Below are 16,413 nucleotides of genomic sequence, written 5' to 3'. Positions count from 1 at the left end.
TCATTAACATCGATTGGAAACGCTAACATTTTTTTTAATAAAAGGGGGATGAAAAATGAAGATCAACTTCCGTAATTTAACTGTTCAGGTTATTATCGGTATTTTCGTCGGTATCGCAATTGGATTTATTTTTCCAGACTTTGGGGAGCAACTGAAGATTTTAGCTGATTTATTTATTAAAATGATCAAGATGGTCATTGCACCAATCGTATTTTTCACTGTGGTCATTGGTATCGGCAGCATGGGCGATCTCAAAAAGGTTGGGCGTATCGGGGGGAAAGCGCTCCTCTATTTTGAAATCGTAACTACATTCGCATTAGCAATTGGGATTATCGTTGTAAACTTAATTCAGCCAGGAAAGGGATTTAACACTGATAATGTTCAAGGTGGGGATGTGAGTCAGTTTACAGAAGCAGCAAAAGAAACTAGCCACGGAGCAATCGAATTCATTTCCGGTATCATTCCTGATAATATCATTGCCGCAATGGCAAAGGGCGAATTATTGCCTATCCTCTTTTTTGCGGTTCTTTTCGGTTTATCCCTTGCGGCAATGGGGGAAAAAGGTAAGCCTGTCGTCACTTTATTCGAAAAGCTTGCTGATGTCTTTTTCGGTGTCGTAAATATGATTATGAAGGTTTCGCCAATTGCAGCATCTGGAGCAATGGCCTATACAATTGGCAAATTCGGTCTTGGTTCGCTTGTATCTTTAGGCAAGTTAATGGGCTCTGTTTATATAACAATGTTTCTGTTCATCGTCCTTATCCTTGGTACAATTGCTAAATTCTACCGTTTCAATATCTTTAAATTTATCGCATATATTAAAGAGGAAATCCTACTTGTACTTGGAACTTCTTCATCAGAATCAGCCTTACCACGGATGATGGAACGCCTTGAAAAATACGGCTGTTCAAAATCTGTAGTTGGCTTGGTTGTACCTACTGGCTACTCTTTTAATCTTGATGGCACCGCAATATACTTATCGATGGCTGCTATTTTCATCGCCCAGGCTTATGGCGTTGATTTAACCTTGGTCCAAGAAATTACTCTACTCGGAATCTTAATGCTTACATCAAAAGGAGCAGCAGGTGTTACCGGCTCAGGCTTTATTACCCTTGCCGCAACGTTAGCAGCCTTCCCGATGATTCCAGTTGAAGGAATCGCTCTTCTACTTGGGGTTGACCGCTTTATGTCAGAAGCCAGAGCCATCACTAACCTAATCGGTAATGGTGTAGCAACCGTTGTTGTATCAAAAATGGAGAATGAATTTAATCCTCTTGAAGTGGCACCTGAATCAAAAGTAATTGGAGAGCAACAAGTGATCTAAACAAAAAGAACGGGCGTGCCCGTTCTTTTTTTATTATTATGGCTGTGTTAATGCTTAGTGTTGATTTCTCGCAAGTTGATTGGAGCGGAAGGCACGAGACTCCTGCGGGAGTAGCTGGTATGGGAGATCCCACAGGCGCGAATGCGCCGAGGAGGCTCCCAACTAGCCCCTAAGGTGCGCGAAGTGCCTGGAGCGGAAATCAACTTTCTTGTTTAACACAGCCATTATTATAAAGTTAATACCCATTAAATATATTAATTTATTAATAAATATGATTATGAAAAAATACTGAAAATTCAAAAATATGACACAATCAACCCCCAGAAACACTTTATCAATATAATATAATAAAACCAGATAAGACAAAATTTTCATATTTCTACAACTGCCACTTACTGATTTGGGGGAACAGAAAGGGGTAGATTTATTATGCATTACGAAAGGCCACTCGTCTCATTTTTTAACCTGACGTTTGATTTATCACTCATCCTCACAAGCACCTTCACCGCTTTATTCGTCTTCCTTTTCGCATTTTTATCATCAAGAAATCTTGCCACCACAACACCAAAAAAATGGCAAAATGTCATGGAATGGCTCGTCGAGTTCATTCAAAACATCATGATGAACACGATAGGTATTAAGAATAACATGTTCATTCTGACAACCGGTGTTACACTTTTCTTGTTTATTTTGGTTTCAAATATGCTGGGAATTCCATTCTCAGTTGTCGCAGGTACAGATACATCAATTCTATGGTGGAAATCTCCTACTTCCGATGCACACATCACAATGACTTTAGCGATCATGATGATTATCTACACCCACTTCATCGACTTCAAACTCCATGGCTTAAAAAAATATTTTTTAGGTTATTTTAAACCATTTAAAGCTTTATTCCTGATAAACCTATTGGAGCAGTTTGCAACAACTTTGACACTGGGGTTGCGTTTATTTGGCAACGTTTATGCCGGGGAAGTGATGTTGGCACTCTTAGCTGGCGCCGTACATAATGGCTGGTTCTCTGCAATATTCGCTACAATTCCGATGGTAATCTGGCAAGCCTTCTGTATTTTTATCGGAGCATTGCAGGCTTATATCTTCGTTACACTAACAATGGTATATATTGGGCAAAGATTTTCAGCTCATGAAATGTGAAAGGATTGAATCTAAATGGGGGATTTTACAATTTTCGGAATGCACGTTGCCTTAGGAACGATGATTTATCAAGCAGCGCTTTTCACCGGCTTATTTTTATTGCTTAGAAAATATGTGTTACCAAACCTTGTTGCTGTTTTAGAGAATCGAAAGTTAACGATAGAAAAACAGCTTATGTTGGCAGAAAACTTTAAGTCTGAGGGGGAAATGTACGCCAAGGAGCAAGAAGCACTTCTACAACAGACAAAAGTTGAAGCAAAAGAAATTATTAAACAAAGTCAAAAAGAAGCGCAAGCCATTATAAAAATGGCGAAAGAGGAGGCAAATATGATTATTTCTCAAGCTTATAATAGCCTTCCTACAGATCGGCAGCGTGATGTCGGATGAAGCATGAATTCTCAAAAACATTTGGCGCTTTAACAGAGAAGCTCGAATTAGATATCGAAGAAAAATGGATTTACGTCTTTTATTCAAGAGGAAATATTGAAAAAACAGCCTATATTTTAAAAAACTCTAATAAAACGAATGCAGAATATATCAGTGATTTTCTTATCGATAATGACGTTTCCGATGATCTAAAAGATGAAATTTCAAACTATATATTCTCCGAGAAGTCAAAAAAAGAAACCGACTGGCATAAGTTCACGATATTTCTAATCAAAATGTTATCCTTTAATATCATCATCTGCATTATGCTAGGTATCACTATTTTTGGTAGTTTCAAGCTAGGAAGCTACGCTGACGAAAGATGGAATCTCGAGCCGCTCTTTACGATTATTGGAGTGCTCGGAGGGCTCATCATCGGTGGTTCAGTTGCTTATGTAATGATTATGAATTACATAAAAACACATGATAACATTGAACAGAAGATATCAAGTCAAAAAGCGCGAGAGCTATCCGGTTCGAAGGAGAAAAAAAACAAATTCAAACATATTCATTAAATAGTACTCTCTACTTTTATTGTTGCAATTATTTACATTACCCAGTTCTTCTAGAACATATTGGGTAATGTTTTTTTTGCACAAATCTCATGTTAGATTTCCTTACATAATTTTTCAGAAACTTCAAAAAACCTATTGACATTGTTTCGTTGTGCGCTAAAATAAGTGTAAAGATATTGATGTTATATTTTCTGACATCAAAAGTTATATAATATAACATTTTTATAGGGAGGAAGATTTTATGGATACTACATTTTTGATGAACAGTTTATGGGTAATGTTATCCGCGGTTTTGGTTATCTTCATGTTAGGTGGGTTTATTCTGTTAGAAGCCGGTTCAACCAGAATGAAAAACGCTGGTCATATCGCTGGTAAAACAATATTCACCTTTGGTATCTCATCGTTAGTGTTTTGGGCTGTAGGTTATGGATTTATTTTCGGTGAAAATTCCAATTTCTTCATCGGCCTATCCGATTTCTTTTATTCAGGGACTCAAATTAAAGATGCAAGTCTTTCTACCCCAGTATTCTTTCTTTTCCAATTAGCTTTCGCAGGAATTTCTTTAACCATTGCCTTTGGCGGCTTTGCCGAAAGAGCCAAATTATCAGTCTATCTATTCTTTGCACTACTTTTCTCAGCACTTGTTTATCCCGTTATTGCTCACTGGATTTGGGGCGGCGGTTGGTTAGCAGAACATGGTAAACAAGACTTCGCCGGTTCAACCGTTGTTCACTTAACAGGCGCAATGGCTGCACTAGCTGCAACAATCTTGTTAAAACCCCGTATCGGGAAGTACAATAAAGATGGCTCAGCAAATAATATTTATGGACACAATCAAGTTTACACAGCATTATCAGTATTAATACTATGGGTTGGTTGGTTTGGATTCAACGCAGGTAGTACCGTTTCAGTTGATGGCGCATTTTTTGGATTCGTCGCATTAAACACGAACCTCGCCGCAGGTGCAGGCGCAGTCGCTGCCTTAATCATCTCGTGGATTGTGCTTGGAAAGTCAGATGTACCAACCATTTTAAATGGAGCATTAGCTGGCCTCGTTGCCATCACCGCCTCATGCGCATTCGTTGACACTTGGGCAGCTGTCGTAATCGGTTTCATCGCAGGTCTCCTTGTATTCTATAGCGCTCGCTTTTTTGAAAAAATGAAAATCGATGATCCTATTTTTGCACTATCCGTGCATGGCACAGCTGGTGTCTGGGGGACATTATCAAACGGTTTCTTCGCCACTAAAGAACTCGCCACAATCGGTAAGCCCGGCTTATTCTACGGCGGTGGATTCGAACAATTAGGTGTTCAAGCATTAGGAATCGTCACTTCTGCAGCTTATGCATTTGTAGTCTCCTTCATTATTCTAGCCATTGCGAAAAAAGTTCTTAACGGACTACGTGTAACCGAAGAAGAAGAAATTATGGGTCTAGATATCAGCGAACATGGTAGCTATGGTTACCCAGAAGTTTTCTTACCTGAAGAAAATAAAAGTGTAAATTCATAAAACACGAAAGCCTCTTTCACAGAGGCTTTCACTTTTTCGATTTTGAAGGGTGTGTCCTCATGATAAAGGAATTTCAATCTTATCAAACCATTAAAGATTGGAAGGAGCATCATATATCTCAACATCAAACCGATACGTATTCATTAAATACCTTCCATGACACGATAATGAAAGCGGTATATAAACTTGCGTTAAAACGCATTGATAGCGGATCCCCTCCCTGCTCTTTCGCCTGGTTTATTACCGGAAGCGGCGGAAGATTTGAACAAGGACTTATCAGCGATCAAGATCACGGAATGGTCTATGAGACAAACGATGCTTTTACAAATGAATACTTTAAAGTACTTGGTGAAGAGATATCATACGGCTTAAACATTGTTGGATATCCATACTGTGAAGGCAATGTAATGAGCTCTAACCCAAAATGGTGTATGCCTTTGGAGCAATGGCAAACGCAGCTGATAAAATGGATGGATGAAGAGAGCTTTAAAACCATTCGAAATCTCCAAATCTTCTTCGACTCTCGATTATTAATCGGCGATTGCTCTCTCGTTAATACATTAAAGACAGTGATTTTCGATTATCAAAAAAAGCACCCAGCGCTGATTCGAAGGTTGATGGAAAATGTTAGTCACGTCAAAAACGCAATTGGACCACTTGGGCAAATCATCATGGAGGAAAAAGGCATTCACGCTGGGGCAATCGACTTAAAATATTCAGCCTTCCTTCCCTACGTCAATGCAATCAGGCTTCTTGCCATTAAAGAAGGGATATTCAAGACATCTACGCTTGAGCGCCTAGACGAATTAATGAATATAAATAATTATCACGAAATGCTTTCAATGCTTTCAACCTGTAAAACCAATTTTTTACGACTCTTGGAATTAAGATTAACTTCCTTTACCACTGATGTTTCTTATGATGACATTCATTATTTAAAAATCACAATGCTAACACGCGAAGAAAAAAGGGAAATTAAACAAATTTTGAAAGATGGAAAAAAGCTGCATCTGCAAGTTAATGCGATCATCGAAAAAGGGTGTTAGCCATGGCATTTGAACCATTTAATCAATTTATGCGAGGTTTACAGGGAGTCTTCGGCAGTGCCCAAGCGCAAAATGCACAGCAAATCGCTTACGTTCGTCAGCTGCAACGAGATCTAAATTCCGAGGATAAGCTAAAAATCCCACTCGATCAATTAAATGTTGTTGTATTTGACATTGAAACAACCGGCTTCAATCCTGAACAAGGTGATGCTATTATTTCAATTGGTGCAATACGAGTTTGCGGGAACACCATCCAAGCCGAAGATACCTTTTATTCCCTCGTTCAATACAACAAACCACTACCACAAAAAATTATTGAGCTTACAGAGATCACCGACAACGATTTAGTTGATGCACCACCAATCTCTGAAACATTGGTTAATTTCTTCAAGTACGTAAAGGATGATACACTTGTAGCCCATCACGCAGGACACGAAAAGAGCTTTCTTCAGCACGCAAGTTGGAAGCTATTTCGTACCCATTTTAAACATCGTGTTGTCGACACCTCTTTCTTATATCGTGTCGCCGAACCAAATGAAAAGCTTATCCGACTTGAGGATTTTTGCGAATACAACGGAATTCCTGCAATTGGCCGCCACCACGCTCTCGGCGATGCCAAATTGACAGCCCAACTTTGGTGCCTTTACATGAAAAAGCTCCAAGGAGCTGGCTTTAAAAATTTAAAGGAAATTTACGAACGAGTCGCACGGCTCTAAAGGAAATTTACGAACGGGCCGCATGGCATTGGCATTAAATGAAATCCCCCCTTACTTTCCACTCCATCCGAGCCGAGAAATCGCTTCGGATTTTTTATGCCATTTTCGGGAAATCTATTTTTATGAAAATAAAAATGATTGGCTGACTCGATTGAACATTATGACATAAAGGAGTGCGTTGCCGTGGCACGTCGTCGCAGAAATAAAATCCTCGTTCCCGAGGCAAGAGACGCTTTAGATCAGTTAAAGGCTCACTTAAATAACCAAACAAATCCCGAAAATGTCAAATACGAGGTGGCAAAAGAGACCGGAGTTCCACTCAAACACGGTTACAACGGTGATTTATCTACTCGTGACGTTGGAAAAATCGGTGGTAAAATTGGCGGTAGCATGGTCCGCGAAATGGTCAAAATGGCCCAACAATCGATGATGAAAAAGGATTAAGCAAAAAACAGGGAAACTTGGGGCAGGCTTCCCTGTTTTTGCATTTTCTAAAAGAAATATACATCAGGGCATCTCACTCAAATATGATATTATTAATATATCAAAATATTGATTGGAGATGACTTATGGAACTAAAAACCCGCAGTGAATCTGATGAATTGTTGAAAATGAGGTATTTAAACAACAGAATGACATTATCTGACGATGACAAAACACGTTATACTACCCTCGAGAAAGGCTATGAAGGCGAGTTAAAATTTGATTCTCTTATTCATGGCTTAACCGATAATTTTATTACCCTCAACGATCTACTCTTTGAAGTTAACAACCAGCATTTTCAAATCGACACCCTCATAATCAAACAACATTCCATTAACCCTTTTGAAGTAAAAAATCTCGAAGGAGATTACTATATTAAAAATGAAAAATGGTATTCTTGTTTCGGTACTCCCATCACGAATCCTATTTCACAAATGGAACGATCCGAAGTTCTCCTACGGCGTTTACTCCTAAAACTCGGTTATAGTACTGTTAATCCAAACTTAGTTTTCGTCAATCCCAGTTTCCACCTATACCACGCCCCAATGAACAAACAGATTGTTTTTCCAAATCAACTTAATCGATTTTTGACCTCCTTAGATAAGCAACCATCTGTATTGGATGACAGCCATTTTATTCTCGCAGAACGCCTACTCTCCCTACATATCAAAACTTCACCTTATTCAAAAGTTCCAAAATATGAATACAAACAACTCAGAAAAGAGACATATTGTGGTTTATGTTTTTCATTTAATCTTGTTGTATCGAATCATACATTAGTTTGTTCAAATTGCGGTCATAAAGAGAGCGTTTCATCTGCAATATTACGCAGTGTAAGGGAGTATATGTTGCTTTTTCCAGAGCGGAAGGTGACTACGTCCGGGGTAATGGAGTGGTGCGGTATTATTAACACAAAAAAGGCAATCCGAAAAGTTTTATCAGCAAATTACAAACTTGTAGAGCATGGAAGAACATCGTTTTATTTACCAAACGATATTGATAGTTAATTTTTGGACGTTTTCATTAGAGGTAGAATCAAGAATCGTTACCTCTAGCTCGATTTTTGTTAGCTTTGGGGTGACGATTAGAACTCAATCGTTACCCCTACTCGATCTTTTCTCCACTTAGAGGTGCCGATTACCATTTTTTCGTTACCCCTACTAACTCTTTTACTCTTCTAGAGGTCACGATTACACCTTATTTGATATCCCACAACTTTTCTTTCTCATAATAGCCCCAACCCAAAAAAGCACCGCAACCACTCACATAACACAAGTAGTCACAGCGCTATCCCTCAACCCGCAATCCTATTCCTCTACAGAACCCATCTTCAATTGACTCTCATAAAGCTCGTAATAAAAACCACACGCCGCAAGCAACTCCCCATGATTTCCGCTTTCAATCAGGCGCCCCTGGTCTAGCACTAAGATTTGATCTGCTTTTAAAACGGTATTCAAGCGGTGTGCAATCACAAAGCTTGTGCGGCCAGTCATCAATCGCCGCAACGCCTCTTGAATCTTCAACTCTGTTATCGTATCAATATTGCTAGTTGCTTCGTCTAAAATTAAAATGGCCGGATTCACTAAAATCGCCCGCGCGATTGACAGTAGCTGCTTCTGTCCCTGACTAATTCCACTACCATCCTGCTTCAAAACCGTATCATAACCAGCCGGAAGCCGCGTGATAAAATCATGTGCATTTGCCAAGCGAGCCGCTTCCTCAACTTCATCATCAGACGCTTCCAAGCGCCCATAACGGATATTTTCCCGAATAGTAGTCTCAAACAACACCGCATCCTGAAGCACAAAACCCAATTGACTGCGAAGCTGATCCCGTTTAAAGCACCTAATATCACGATCATCTATTAGAATGCCACCACCATCAATCTCGTAAAAGCGTGCAAGTAGGTTAATGATTGTTGATTTCCCAGCACCAGTCGGTCCAACTAGGGCAATCATCTGACCAGCCAACGCATGAAAACTAATGTCTGTTACAGTATCTCCTTCTTTTACATATGAAAAAGAAACATTTTGAAACTTTACATCACCTTTGATTGGCTCGGTCAACAACGACTCAAAACCAGACAAACTAGCAGACCCCATTTGACTTTCTTCTTCATCAGCAGCTTCATCACGCTCATCCAGAACTTCAAACACACGCTCCGCACCAGCCACAGCTGACAGAAGCGTATTAAATTGATTCGCTAAATCATTCAAAGGGCGGGTAAACTGACGGGAATACTCCACAAACACGACGATAACCCCAATCGTAATCATCCCCTTCAACGCCAACACTCCGCCAATCCCAGCAATAATCGCAAAACTTAAATTGTTTAAAACATGCATTAGTTTTGGAATAAAACCAGAGATTGTCTGCGCCCAAAAGCCTGATTGCTTCAGGAGATCATTGCGAACCAAAAATTCTTCAATAACCTTTTCCTCTTGCGAAAAAGTTTTCACAATTCTTTGACCCGAAATAGTTTCTTCAATAAATCCATTTAGTGCTCCTAAGTTGCGCTGCTGCTCCTTAAAAGCCTGCCCAGTTCGATTCGTAATCCATTTCATTCCAGCAAACATTAATGGAACAATGATTAATGTCATTAAGGTTAGCAACGGACTTAACCATAACATTACTGAAACAGAACCAATCAACATAAGCACACTGGTTGATATTTGAATCACTGAGCTATTCAAGGTTGAGCTGACATTTTCGATATCGTTTGTCACCCTACTCATGACCTCTCCATACTGGCGCTTATCAAAATAGCCAATCGGAAGGCGGTGCAACTTCTTAAATAAATCAACCCTCAACGAATAAACAGTCTTTTGAGCAATGCCAATCATCCAATAGTTTTGCAGAAAGCTTGTTGTAGCATACAAAACATATACCAGAACTAAACTAAGCAATAATAAGATAAGCCCCTCCGAATTATGGGTAACAACAAAACGGTCAATTGCTCGACCAACCAACACTGGTGCTAACAAACCCAGCCCTGTCGACACTACCACCAATGATAAAACTAAAACAAATAGAGCTTTTTTTCGCGCTAAATAGGACCAAATTCGTTTTACAGTCGATATCCAATTGGTGGGTTTAGCAACTTTTCTCATCCCATGGCGCATCGCTCCACCGCCATGTGGATGCATTTTAAGCCCCTGCTCACTGCCACGATTTGAATCCATCGATAAATTAACCTGATTCAATTCTTCATGATTACCCTTCGGATACTGAAAGGGTTTTTTCAGTTCATCGAACATGCTTTACCCTCTCCTCTCCGAATTGGGATTGATATATTTGCCGGTATAACGAGGATTCTTCCAATAACGAATCATGATTGCCGCGAGCAATTAACTTCCCGTCTTCAAGCAGCAAAATTAAATCCGCACCGATTGCTGTGCTTATTTTTTGGGTAATGATGAAGGTTGTACATGAATAACGCTTAATAGCCGTAAGCAATGCTGCTTCCGTCTTTAAGTCAAGCGCACTCGTGCTGTCATCAAATAAAAGTATCTTAGGCTTTCGAATTAATGCTCGAGCGATTGCCAACCGCTGCTTTTGGCCACCGGAAAGATTAACACCCTTTTGACCAATCACAGCATCATATTGCTTTGGTAACTTCATAATCGTCTCATGTATTTGTGCCGCTTTCGCCGCTTCAACCATTTCCTCCATCGTTGCATCCTTCTTGCCCCACGCAAGATTGTCTTTTATCGAACCTGTAAATAATAGAGATTCCTGAGGAACATAACCGATCTGCTTCCGCAAAAATCGCGGGTCAAAATCGCAAAGATCTCGATTATCTAGTAATATTCTTCCTTCATCCACATCATAAAGACGAGGAATGAGTTGAAATAAGGAAGTTTTCCCTGAGCCCGTTGCCCCTATTACCGCAACCGTTTCTCCTGAACGAACTTCAAAGGTAATATCCTCAAGCACTAGACGGTTCCCATTGGCACCAACCACAGCGCCTCCAACTCCCTGATCTTCATTTCCCTCCGGATACCGAAACGCAACCGTGTCAAATTTTACCCTACCGGAAATAACATCCCCTAAATCATCCTCAATTTTGCCTCCAGCTTCAGATTCACCTGTACCTGCTACCATTTCCGTTGTTAGTGCTGGGTCGAGAACCTCTAAGATACGTTGACTCGAGGCTTTTGCTTTTGAAAAAACAAGTATGATCATCGAAAACATCGATAATGAGGCAGCGATTCTCGTACCATAATTGACGACGGCGACAACTTCACCAACATCAGCATTCCCCGCTCCAACCTGACTGCTGCCAAACCACAAAACACCAAGGATACTTATATTCATGACCATTAGTAAAAACGGCATCGTAAAATCAATCAGGCGAAGCGCTGAAATAGTCCGCTTCATTAATTCTTCATTAGACTGTTTAAATCGTTCAGTCTCATGGTCACCTCTAAGCAACACCTTAATCAAGCGCATCCCAACTAAATTTTCACGCATCACACTATTGACGCGGTCGAGTTTCCCCTGCGCAGAACGAAACAATTTTCCCGCCCTCGAAAAGGCCCATTTTAAAAAAACAACCAGAAAAGGAACAACCGAAATTAGAATAAGGGCAAGCTTGGCGTTGACCACGAAAGCCATCACCGTTCCACCTACAACAAACAACGGTGCCCGCATCATAATCCGCAAACTCGCAAACACGGTATTTTGGATTTGTGTCACATCATTTGTCAGACGAGTAATTAATGATGATGCTGGAAAGCGCTGAAAATCTGCAAACGCCAACGATTGAACGCGTTCAAACAAACTTTTCCGAACATCATAACCAAAACTCTGACCAACATGCGACGCATAAAACGAATTTGTAATTCCCGAAGCGAAAGAAAGCAGTGAAATCACCACCATAATCCCGCCCCACGTTAGAACAACAGACATATCCCGCGCAACGATACCTTCATCGATAATTTTGACCATAAAATAGGGCAAGAACAGTTCTACAATGAGCTCAAGCAGCATAAAAAACAGTGCAACTGCAACCGCTACTCGATATGGCGCTAAAAACGATAACAGTTTTTTCACGAAACTACCCCCAGATGTATCCAAACCTTAATGTTCTTTAAAAAGATATCAATTAACTGCTGATTTGATTACATCCATGATATAACTTTTAATCTTTTTTTTACAATGTATTGCTTTATAAGCAAAACAAAAAACCAATAAGCTTTCATGGCTCATTGGTTTTAATTTTATAGATAGTCCATTCCTAACGGAAGCATCATTCCGAGTAAAAGTACAGCTGCAAACGCTAATACAAATGCAATCCACATCGGTCCAGTCGGCTTCCCTTTTTGCTTCCAGCTAATTAGCATTTCAAATACTCCGATAACCATTAGACCAACAATTAATTTAAGGACATATAGGAAGTTAATTTCATACAATCCGAAGAAAATCATTAAACCGGTGATAATAATAAGTACATACATCACCCTTAAAATCATTTGTAACACTTTTGGATTTTTCCCTTTGCCAAGTTGTACATAAACTAAAATAAACAAAATTAACGCGAGTAACATTGAAGTTAAATGTGCATGAATCATCTAGTTCCCTCTTTCTTAATCTTAATAATCTATAAAACGGTACCCGGCACCCCAAACTGTTTCGATATAAATTGGATTAGACGGGTCTTGCTCAATTTTTTCACGGATTTTGCGAATATGCACTGTCACGGTTGAGACATCCCCCGCACTATCAAATCCCCAAATCCGCTCAAACAAGTGGTCCTTACTAAAAACTTGATTAGGGTGTAGGGCTAAAAAGCTCAATACATCAAATTCCTTTGTTGTGAAAACGACCTCTTGATTATTTACAAACACCCTTCGTGAAGATGTATCAATCGTCAAGCCACGAATATAAAGCTCATGCGACTCCGGCTTCTGCCTTGACATAAGCCGCTCATATCTTGAAAGATGAGCTTTAACCCGAGCTACCATCTCATTTGGACTGAACGGTTTGACTAAATAATCATCAGCCCCGAGCCCAAGCCCGCGCACTTTATCAATCTCTTCTTTTTTCGCAGTGACTAAAATGATCGGAATATCTTTTACACTGCGAACTCTTTTGCAAATTTCGAAACCATCTACATTTGGAAGCATTACATCCAGCAGGATTAAATCATAATCACCAGTTAACGCCATTTGTAATCCCCGATCTCCCGTCAACGCCGAATCAACTCGAAAACCATTGATCTCTAAATAATCTTGCTCAAGCTCTGCAATACTTTTTTCATCCTCAATGATTAAGATTGTTTTCATCATTTCACCTGCTTTGCTTCCATTTCAATCGGTAATGTAATTGTGATTTTAGTGCCCAAACCTTCTTCGCTTTCCGCTTTTATTGAACCATTATGCCCCTCCACAATCATTCGGGCAATCGATAAACCTAGGCCACTGCCACCAGTAAGCTGACTTCGTGACTGATCAGCACGATAAAATTGCTCAAAGATATACGGCAGTGATTCTTCGTTTATCCCTGGCCCATTATCAGCAATAGCTAGTTCAACCTTATTGCTATCGGTACAAAGTGTGAATTTCAGCTCTTTGGAGACTTTATCCATATATTTCACACTATTGGTTACAATATTCGCGAGTACCCGTTTAAATTTATCACGATCGATTTTCACAAGTGCCGTTTGATAATCATCTGCAGTAAAGCTGACGAGTACACCTTTTTCTTCCAAATCAAAGCTTAGTTCTTCGATAAAATCACTTAAGTAATTTTTTAAATCAATCATTTCAAATTCAAAAGGCAACTTTCCTAAGTCAAGCTTTGAAAAAAGAAATAATTCATCAATCAGCCGGTCTAAGTCAAAGGATTTAGCATATATCGTTTGGATATAACGACTTTGCTTCTCTGGTGTGTCTGCAACACCGTCCCGAAGTCCCTCAACATACCCTTTAATTGAGGTAATCGGTGTTTTTAAATCATGCGAGATGTGGGCAATAAGCTCCTTGCGGTTTTCCTCGTATTGCTTTTGAATCGCAAATGATTCATTTAATTTAAGTCTCATTTCTTCAAACATCTGCGTCAGTTCACCAATCTCATCTTTCTTTTCAGGTGAAATCGAATGATCAAAATGACCATTTTTAATCGATTGCGCCGCTGCCTTTAAACGACTAATCGGCTGGATAATACTCCTAGAAACAAAAAAGGTTAATAAACCGTTCGTAGCAACGAGACTCAACAGGCACAGTCCTATCAAAATCGGAAAAAAGGTTTTGACAAAATGATTCCAAGGACTTGCATCCTTCATGACAAAAAGGGAGATTTCGCTACCATCCTTTTGATAATAATCATGCTGCTTAATCGCAAAGGTTCGTTCCCCGACTTTTTCCAAGTTCCGCATGATTGTGGTTGTCCCGAATGGTGGCAAATCCGTCTGTTTTACCAACTTAACATTATTAGAGGAAAATAAAATGTCATTATTTTTCCGAACAATTAACCCAGCATTAATGTCTTTAAGCCGCTCATCAACTGATGATAAATAATCATCTGTCAATAAATACTCCGGATCCACTACTGATTTTTCCTTCAATTCATAATACAGTTGCGTATCCGGTTGCATTACTTTATCCTTGCTATGACTTTCCGGCAATAACGTCGTAACTTCCTTAATATCGCCTAAGAAAAGAACCGAAAGAATCCCAGCCGCGACGCAAAATAGGATGCTCGGTACGATAATCATGGCCAGATTCGATAAAATTAGGCGGAGCTTAATTGACATAAAAAGTCACCTTTCCATTATGCTTCTTTTTTTTGAAAGATATAATATCCACTCGCTAAAAATAGTGCAGCTGATGAGAATAAATAGGTGAGTGTCTGAAGTGCCCATCGTATGGAAACATCACCAATCCATTGCATGTACCAATCCAAATAGGCAGAAGGCAGCAAATATAAGACACTAGGAAATACATATGGTACAAAAACCATCACTATATAGACAATAATCAATGTTGAAACAGTAACCACACTTGATTTCAGCAAAAGCGCCAGTAGTACAGCTAAGGCCGTTAACACAATTAAAGGAAGCCACGAAACAAGAAATGCCGATAAACTTAAACCAATATCGCTAAACCGATAGCTTTGGTCAAAAATAATACTGCTTATTGAAACCGCAAGCCAAGCCATCAGTAATTGAAGGGCAATTAGCAAACTAATTGCTGCTGTCTTGGAAATAAACAACTCAATTCGATTAATTGGACGAATAAGCAAAAGCGTTCCTCGCTCTCCCTCTCCAGTAAATAACTCTGCTGCGGCAATAAAACTAAATAATGGTAACATCACTTTGATCAGTAAATCTAGGATCATAAAATTAATGTTTAAGGAAGGAAGCGCCATCCAGTCAGTAAAAAACATTTTGTTTACCAAAAGCTTAACGATAAACGGCAGGAGTCCTGCCGCTACGAGAAACACCTTGGTCATCCGCTTCGCGAATAGCTTTTCAAGCTCATTGTAAATATTAGCTCTTACTGAATCCATGGCTTCCTTCCTCCACTTTTTTTATATAAAGCTCTTCTATCGATAGCTGATTCGTTTCATTAAATGAGAGCTCACCATTGATTAAAAAACAAAAACGGTTACATAGTCGTTCCATTTCGGAAATGTGATGACTGGAAATAAGAAACGTTACATCAGAATTATTTGCAAGTTCGCCAATTGTTTTTCGAAACAACAGTAGTCCATCAATATCTAAACCGTTAGTTGGTTCATCCAATATGACCAATTTCGGCCTAGATATAAGTGCTGTAGCAATTCCAAATCGCTGCTTCATCCCCATAGAATAAGAAGCTAATCTTTCATATTTATAAGGGATGAGTCCAGTCAGTTCCAGCACCTCATCTATTGAAGTTTCCGGAACGTCTCCATAAAATCGCAACGCCATTTTTAAATTCTGATAGGCTGTCATATTCTCATACATTACTCCTTGGCCAATACAAGCACCGACATAACGGATTGCCTGCTTGAAGTCGTGCTCAAGCTCATATCCAAGTATTTCAATCCTGCCATAGTCAGGCTTAGCTAGTCCTGTCATACATTTTAGCAATGTTGTTTTTCCTGCACCGTTTGGGCCAAGGATTCCTAAAACATCACCCTTTTGAACAGTTAGTTCAATATTTTTGATACCCCGTCCGTTAGCATATCGTTTGGATACATCAGATAATACGACTGCATTTTCCAAGTCATCACCCCCATTGCCACTAAATTA

The 16,413-nt window shown here is 39.5% G+C and carries 17 protein-coding genes; 10 read left to right on the top strand and 7 right to left on the bottom strand.

Going from position 1 to position 16,413, the window contains the following annotated elements:
- Positions 1 to 55: 55 nt before the first annotated feature.
- The 10 genes from HHO41_RS05505 to HHO41_RS05465 all read left to right on the top strand — a co-directional run bounded on the left by HHO41_RS05505 (position 56) and on the right by HHO41_RS05465 (position 8,182).
- Positions 56 to 1,324, top strand: coding sequence for a dicarboxylate/amino acid:cation symporter (locus HHO41_RS05505; protein WP_169096289.1), 1,269 nt, complete (start codon positions 56 to 58; stop codon positions 1,322 to 1,324).
- A 50-nt stretch (positions 1,325 to 1,374) separates the two neighbouring features.
- The gene (locus HHO41_RS22570; RefSeq protein WP_282434265.1) at positions 1,375 to 1,497 is read left to right on the top strand and encodes a hypothetical protein; all 123 of its coding nucleotides are present in this window, start codon (positions 1,375 to 1,377) and stop codon (positions 1,495 to 1,497) included.
- A 256-nt stretch (positions 1,498 to 1,753) separates the two neighbouring features.
- Positions 1,754 to 2,479, top strand: coding sequence for a F0F1 ATP synthase subunit A (gene atpB, locus HHO41_RS05500; RefSeq protein ID WP_169096287.1), 726 nt, complete (start codon positions 1,754 to 1,756; stop codon positions 2,477 to 2,479).
- 15 nt (positions 2,480 to 2,494) lie between these two features.
- Positions 2,495 to 2,866 carry a F0F1 ATP synthase subunit B family protein gene (locus tag HHO41_RS05495; protein WP_169096285.1) on the top strand — a complete coding sequence of 124 codons (372 nt, stop codon included), beginning with the start codon at positions 2,495 to 2,497 and terminating at the stop codon, positions 2,864 to 2,866.
- Complete coding sequence (locus HHO41_RS05490; RefSeq protein ID WP_169096283.1) at positions 2,863 to 3,420, top strand: AtpZ/AtpI family protein; 558 nt, start codon at positions 2,863 to 2,865, stop codon at positions 3,418 to 3,420. Before HHO41_RS05495 ends, HHO41_RS05490 begins: the two co-directional genes overlap by 4 nt.
- Before the next feature lie 241 nt (positions 3,421 to 3,661).
- Entirely contained in the window at positions 3,662 to 4,930 is a 1,269-nt protein-coding gene (locus HHO41_RS05485; RefSeq protein ID WP_169096281.1) for an ammonium transporter, read from the top strand.
- A 59-nt stretch (positions 4,931 to 4,989) separates the two neighbouring features.
- Positions 4,990 to 5,976 (top strand): DUF294 nucleotidyltransferase-like domain-containing protein, encoded by a 987-nt coding sequence (locus HHO41_RS05480; RefSeq protein ID WP_169096279.1) that lies wholly within the window; start codon positions 4,990 to 4,992, stop codon positions 5,974 to 5,976.
- A gap of 2 nt (positions 5,977 to 5,978) precedes the next feature.
- Positions 5,979 to 6,692: an exonuclease domain-containing protein gene (locus HHO41_RS05475; protein ID WP_169096277.1), complete on the top strand. Its 714-nt coding sequence runs from the start codon at positions 5,979 to 5,981 to the stop codon at positions 6,690 to 6,692.
- A 183-nt stretch (positions 6,693 to 6,875) separates the two neighbouring features.
- Entirely contained in the window at positions 6,876 to 7,136 is a 261-nt protein-coding gene (locus tag HHO41_RS05470; RefSeq protein ID WP_169096275.1) for a small, acid-soluble spore protein, alpha/beta type, read from the top strand.
- A 125-nt stretch (positions 7,137 to 7,261) separates the two neighbouring features.
- Positions 7,262 to 8,182 carry a nuclease-related domain-containing protein gene (locus HHO41_RS05465; protein WP_169096273.1) on the top strand — a complete coding sequence of 307 codons (921 nt, stop codon included), beginning with the start codon at positions 7,262 to 7,264 and terminating at the stop codon, positions 8,180 to 8,182.
- A gap of 300 nt (positions 8,183 to 8,482) precedes the next feature.
- On the opposite strand, the gene HHO41_RS05460 is transcribed toward HHO41_RS05465, so the two are convergent.
- From HHO41_RS05460 to HHO41_RS05430, 7 genes are all read right to left on the bottom strand, one after another.
- Entirely contained in the window at positions 8,483 to 10,432 is a 1,950-nt protein-coding gene (locus tag HHO41_RS05460; RefSeq protein ID WP_481747085.1) for an ABC transporter ATP-binding protein, read from the bottom strand.
- The gene (locus HHO41_RS05455; protein ID WP_169096271.1) at positions 10,422 to 12,230 is read right to left on the bottom strand and encodes an ABC transporter transmembrane domain-containing protein; all 1,809 of its coding nucleotides are present in this window, start codon (positions 12,228 to 12,230) and stop codon (positions 10,422 to 10,424) included. Before HHO41_RS05455 ends, HHO41_RS05460 begins: the two co-directional genes overlap by 11 nt.
- Before the next feature lie 167 nt (positions 12,231 to 12,397).
- Positions 12,398 to 12,748, bottom strand: coding sequence for a YisL family protein (locus HHO41_RS05450; RefSeq protein ID WP_169096269.1), 351 nt, complete (start codon positions 12,746 to 12,748; stop codon positions 12,398 to 12,400).
- A 21-nt stretch (positions 12,749 to 12,769) separates the two neighbouring features.
- Positions 12,770 to 13,462, bottom strand: coding sequence for a response regulator transcription factor (locus HHO41_RS05445; RefSeq protein ID WP_169096468.1), 693 nt, complete (start codon positions 13,460 to 13,462; stop codon positions 12,770 to 12,772).
- Complete coding sequence (locus HHO41_RS05440; RefSeq protein WP_169096267.1) at positions 13,462 to 14,931, bottom strand: sensor histidine kinase; 1,470 nt, start codon at positions 14,929 to 14,931, stop codon at positions 13,462 to 13,464. The genes HHO41_RS05445 and HHO41_RS05440 overlap by 1 nt, the downstream gene beginning before the upstream one ends.
- A 17-nt stretch (positions 14,932 to 14,948) precedes the next feature.
- Positions 14,949 to 15,686 (bottom strand): ABC transporter permease subunit, encoded by a 738-nt coding sequence (locus HHO41_RS05435; protein ID WP_169096265.1) that lies wholly within the window; start codon positions 15,684 to 15,686, stop codon positions 14,949 to 14,951.
- Positions 15,667 to 16,386 (bottom strand): ABC transporter ATP-binding protein, encoded by a 720-nt coding sequence (locus HHO41_RS05430; RefSeq protein ID WP_169096263.1) that lies wholly within the window; start codon positions 16,384 to 16,386, stop codon positions 15,667 to 15,669. The genes HHO41_RS05435 and HHO41_RS05430 overlap by 20 nt, the downstream gene beginning before the upstream one ends.
- Positions 16,387 to 16,413 lie beyond the last annotated feature (27 nt).

The organism is Bacillus sp. DNRA2 (genome assembly GCF_012843265.1).
GTDB lineage: Bacteria > Bacillota > Bacilli > Bacillales > Cytobacillaceae > Bacillus_BU.
This window is presented reverse-complemented; position numbering and strand designations above follow the sequence as displayed.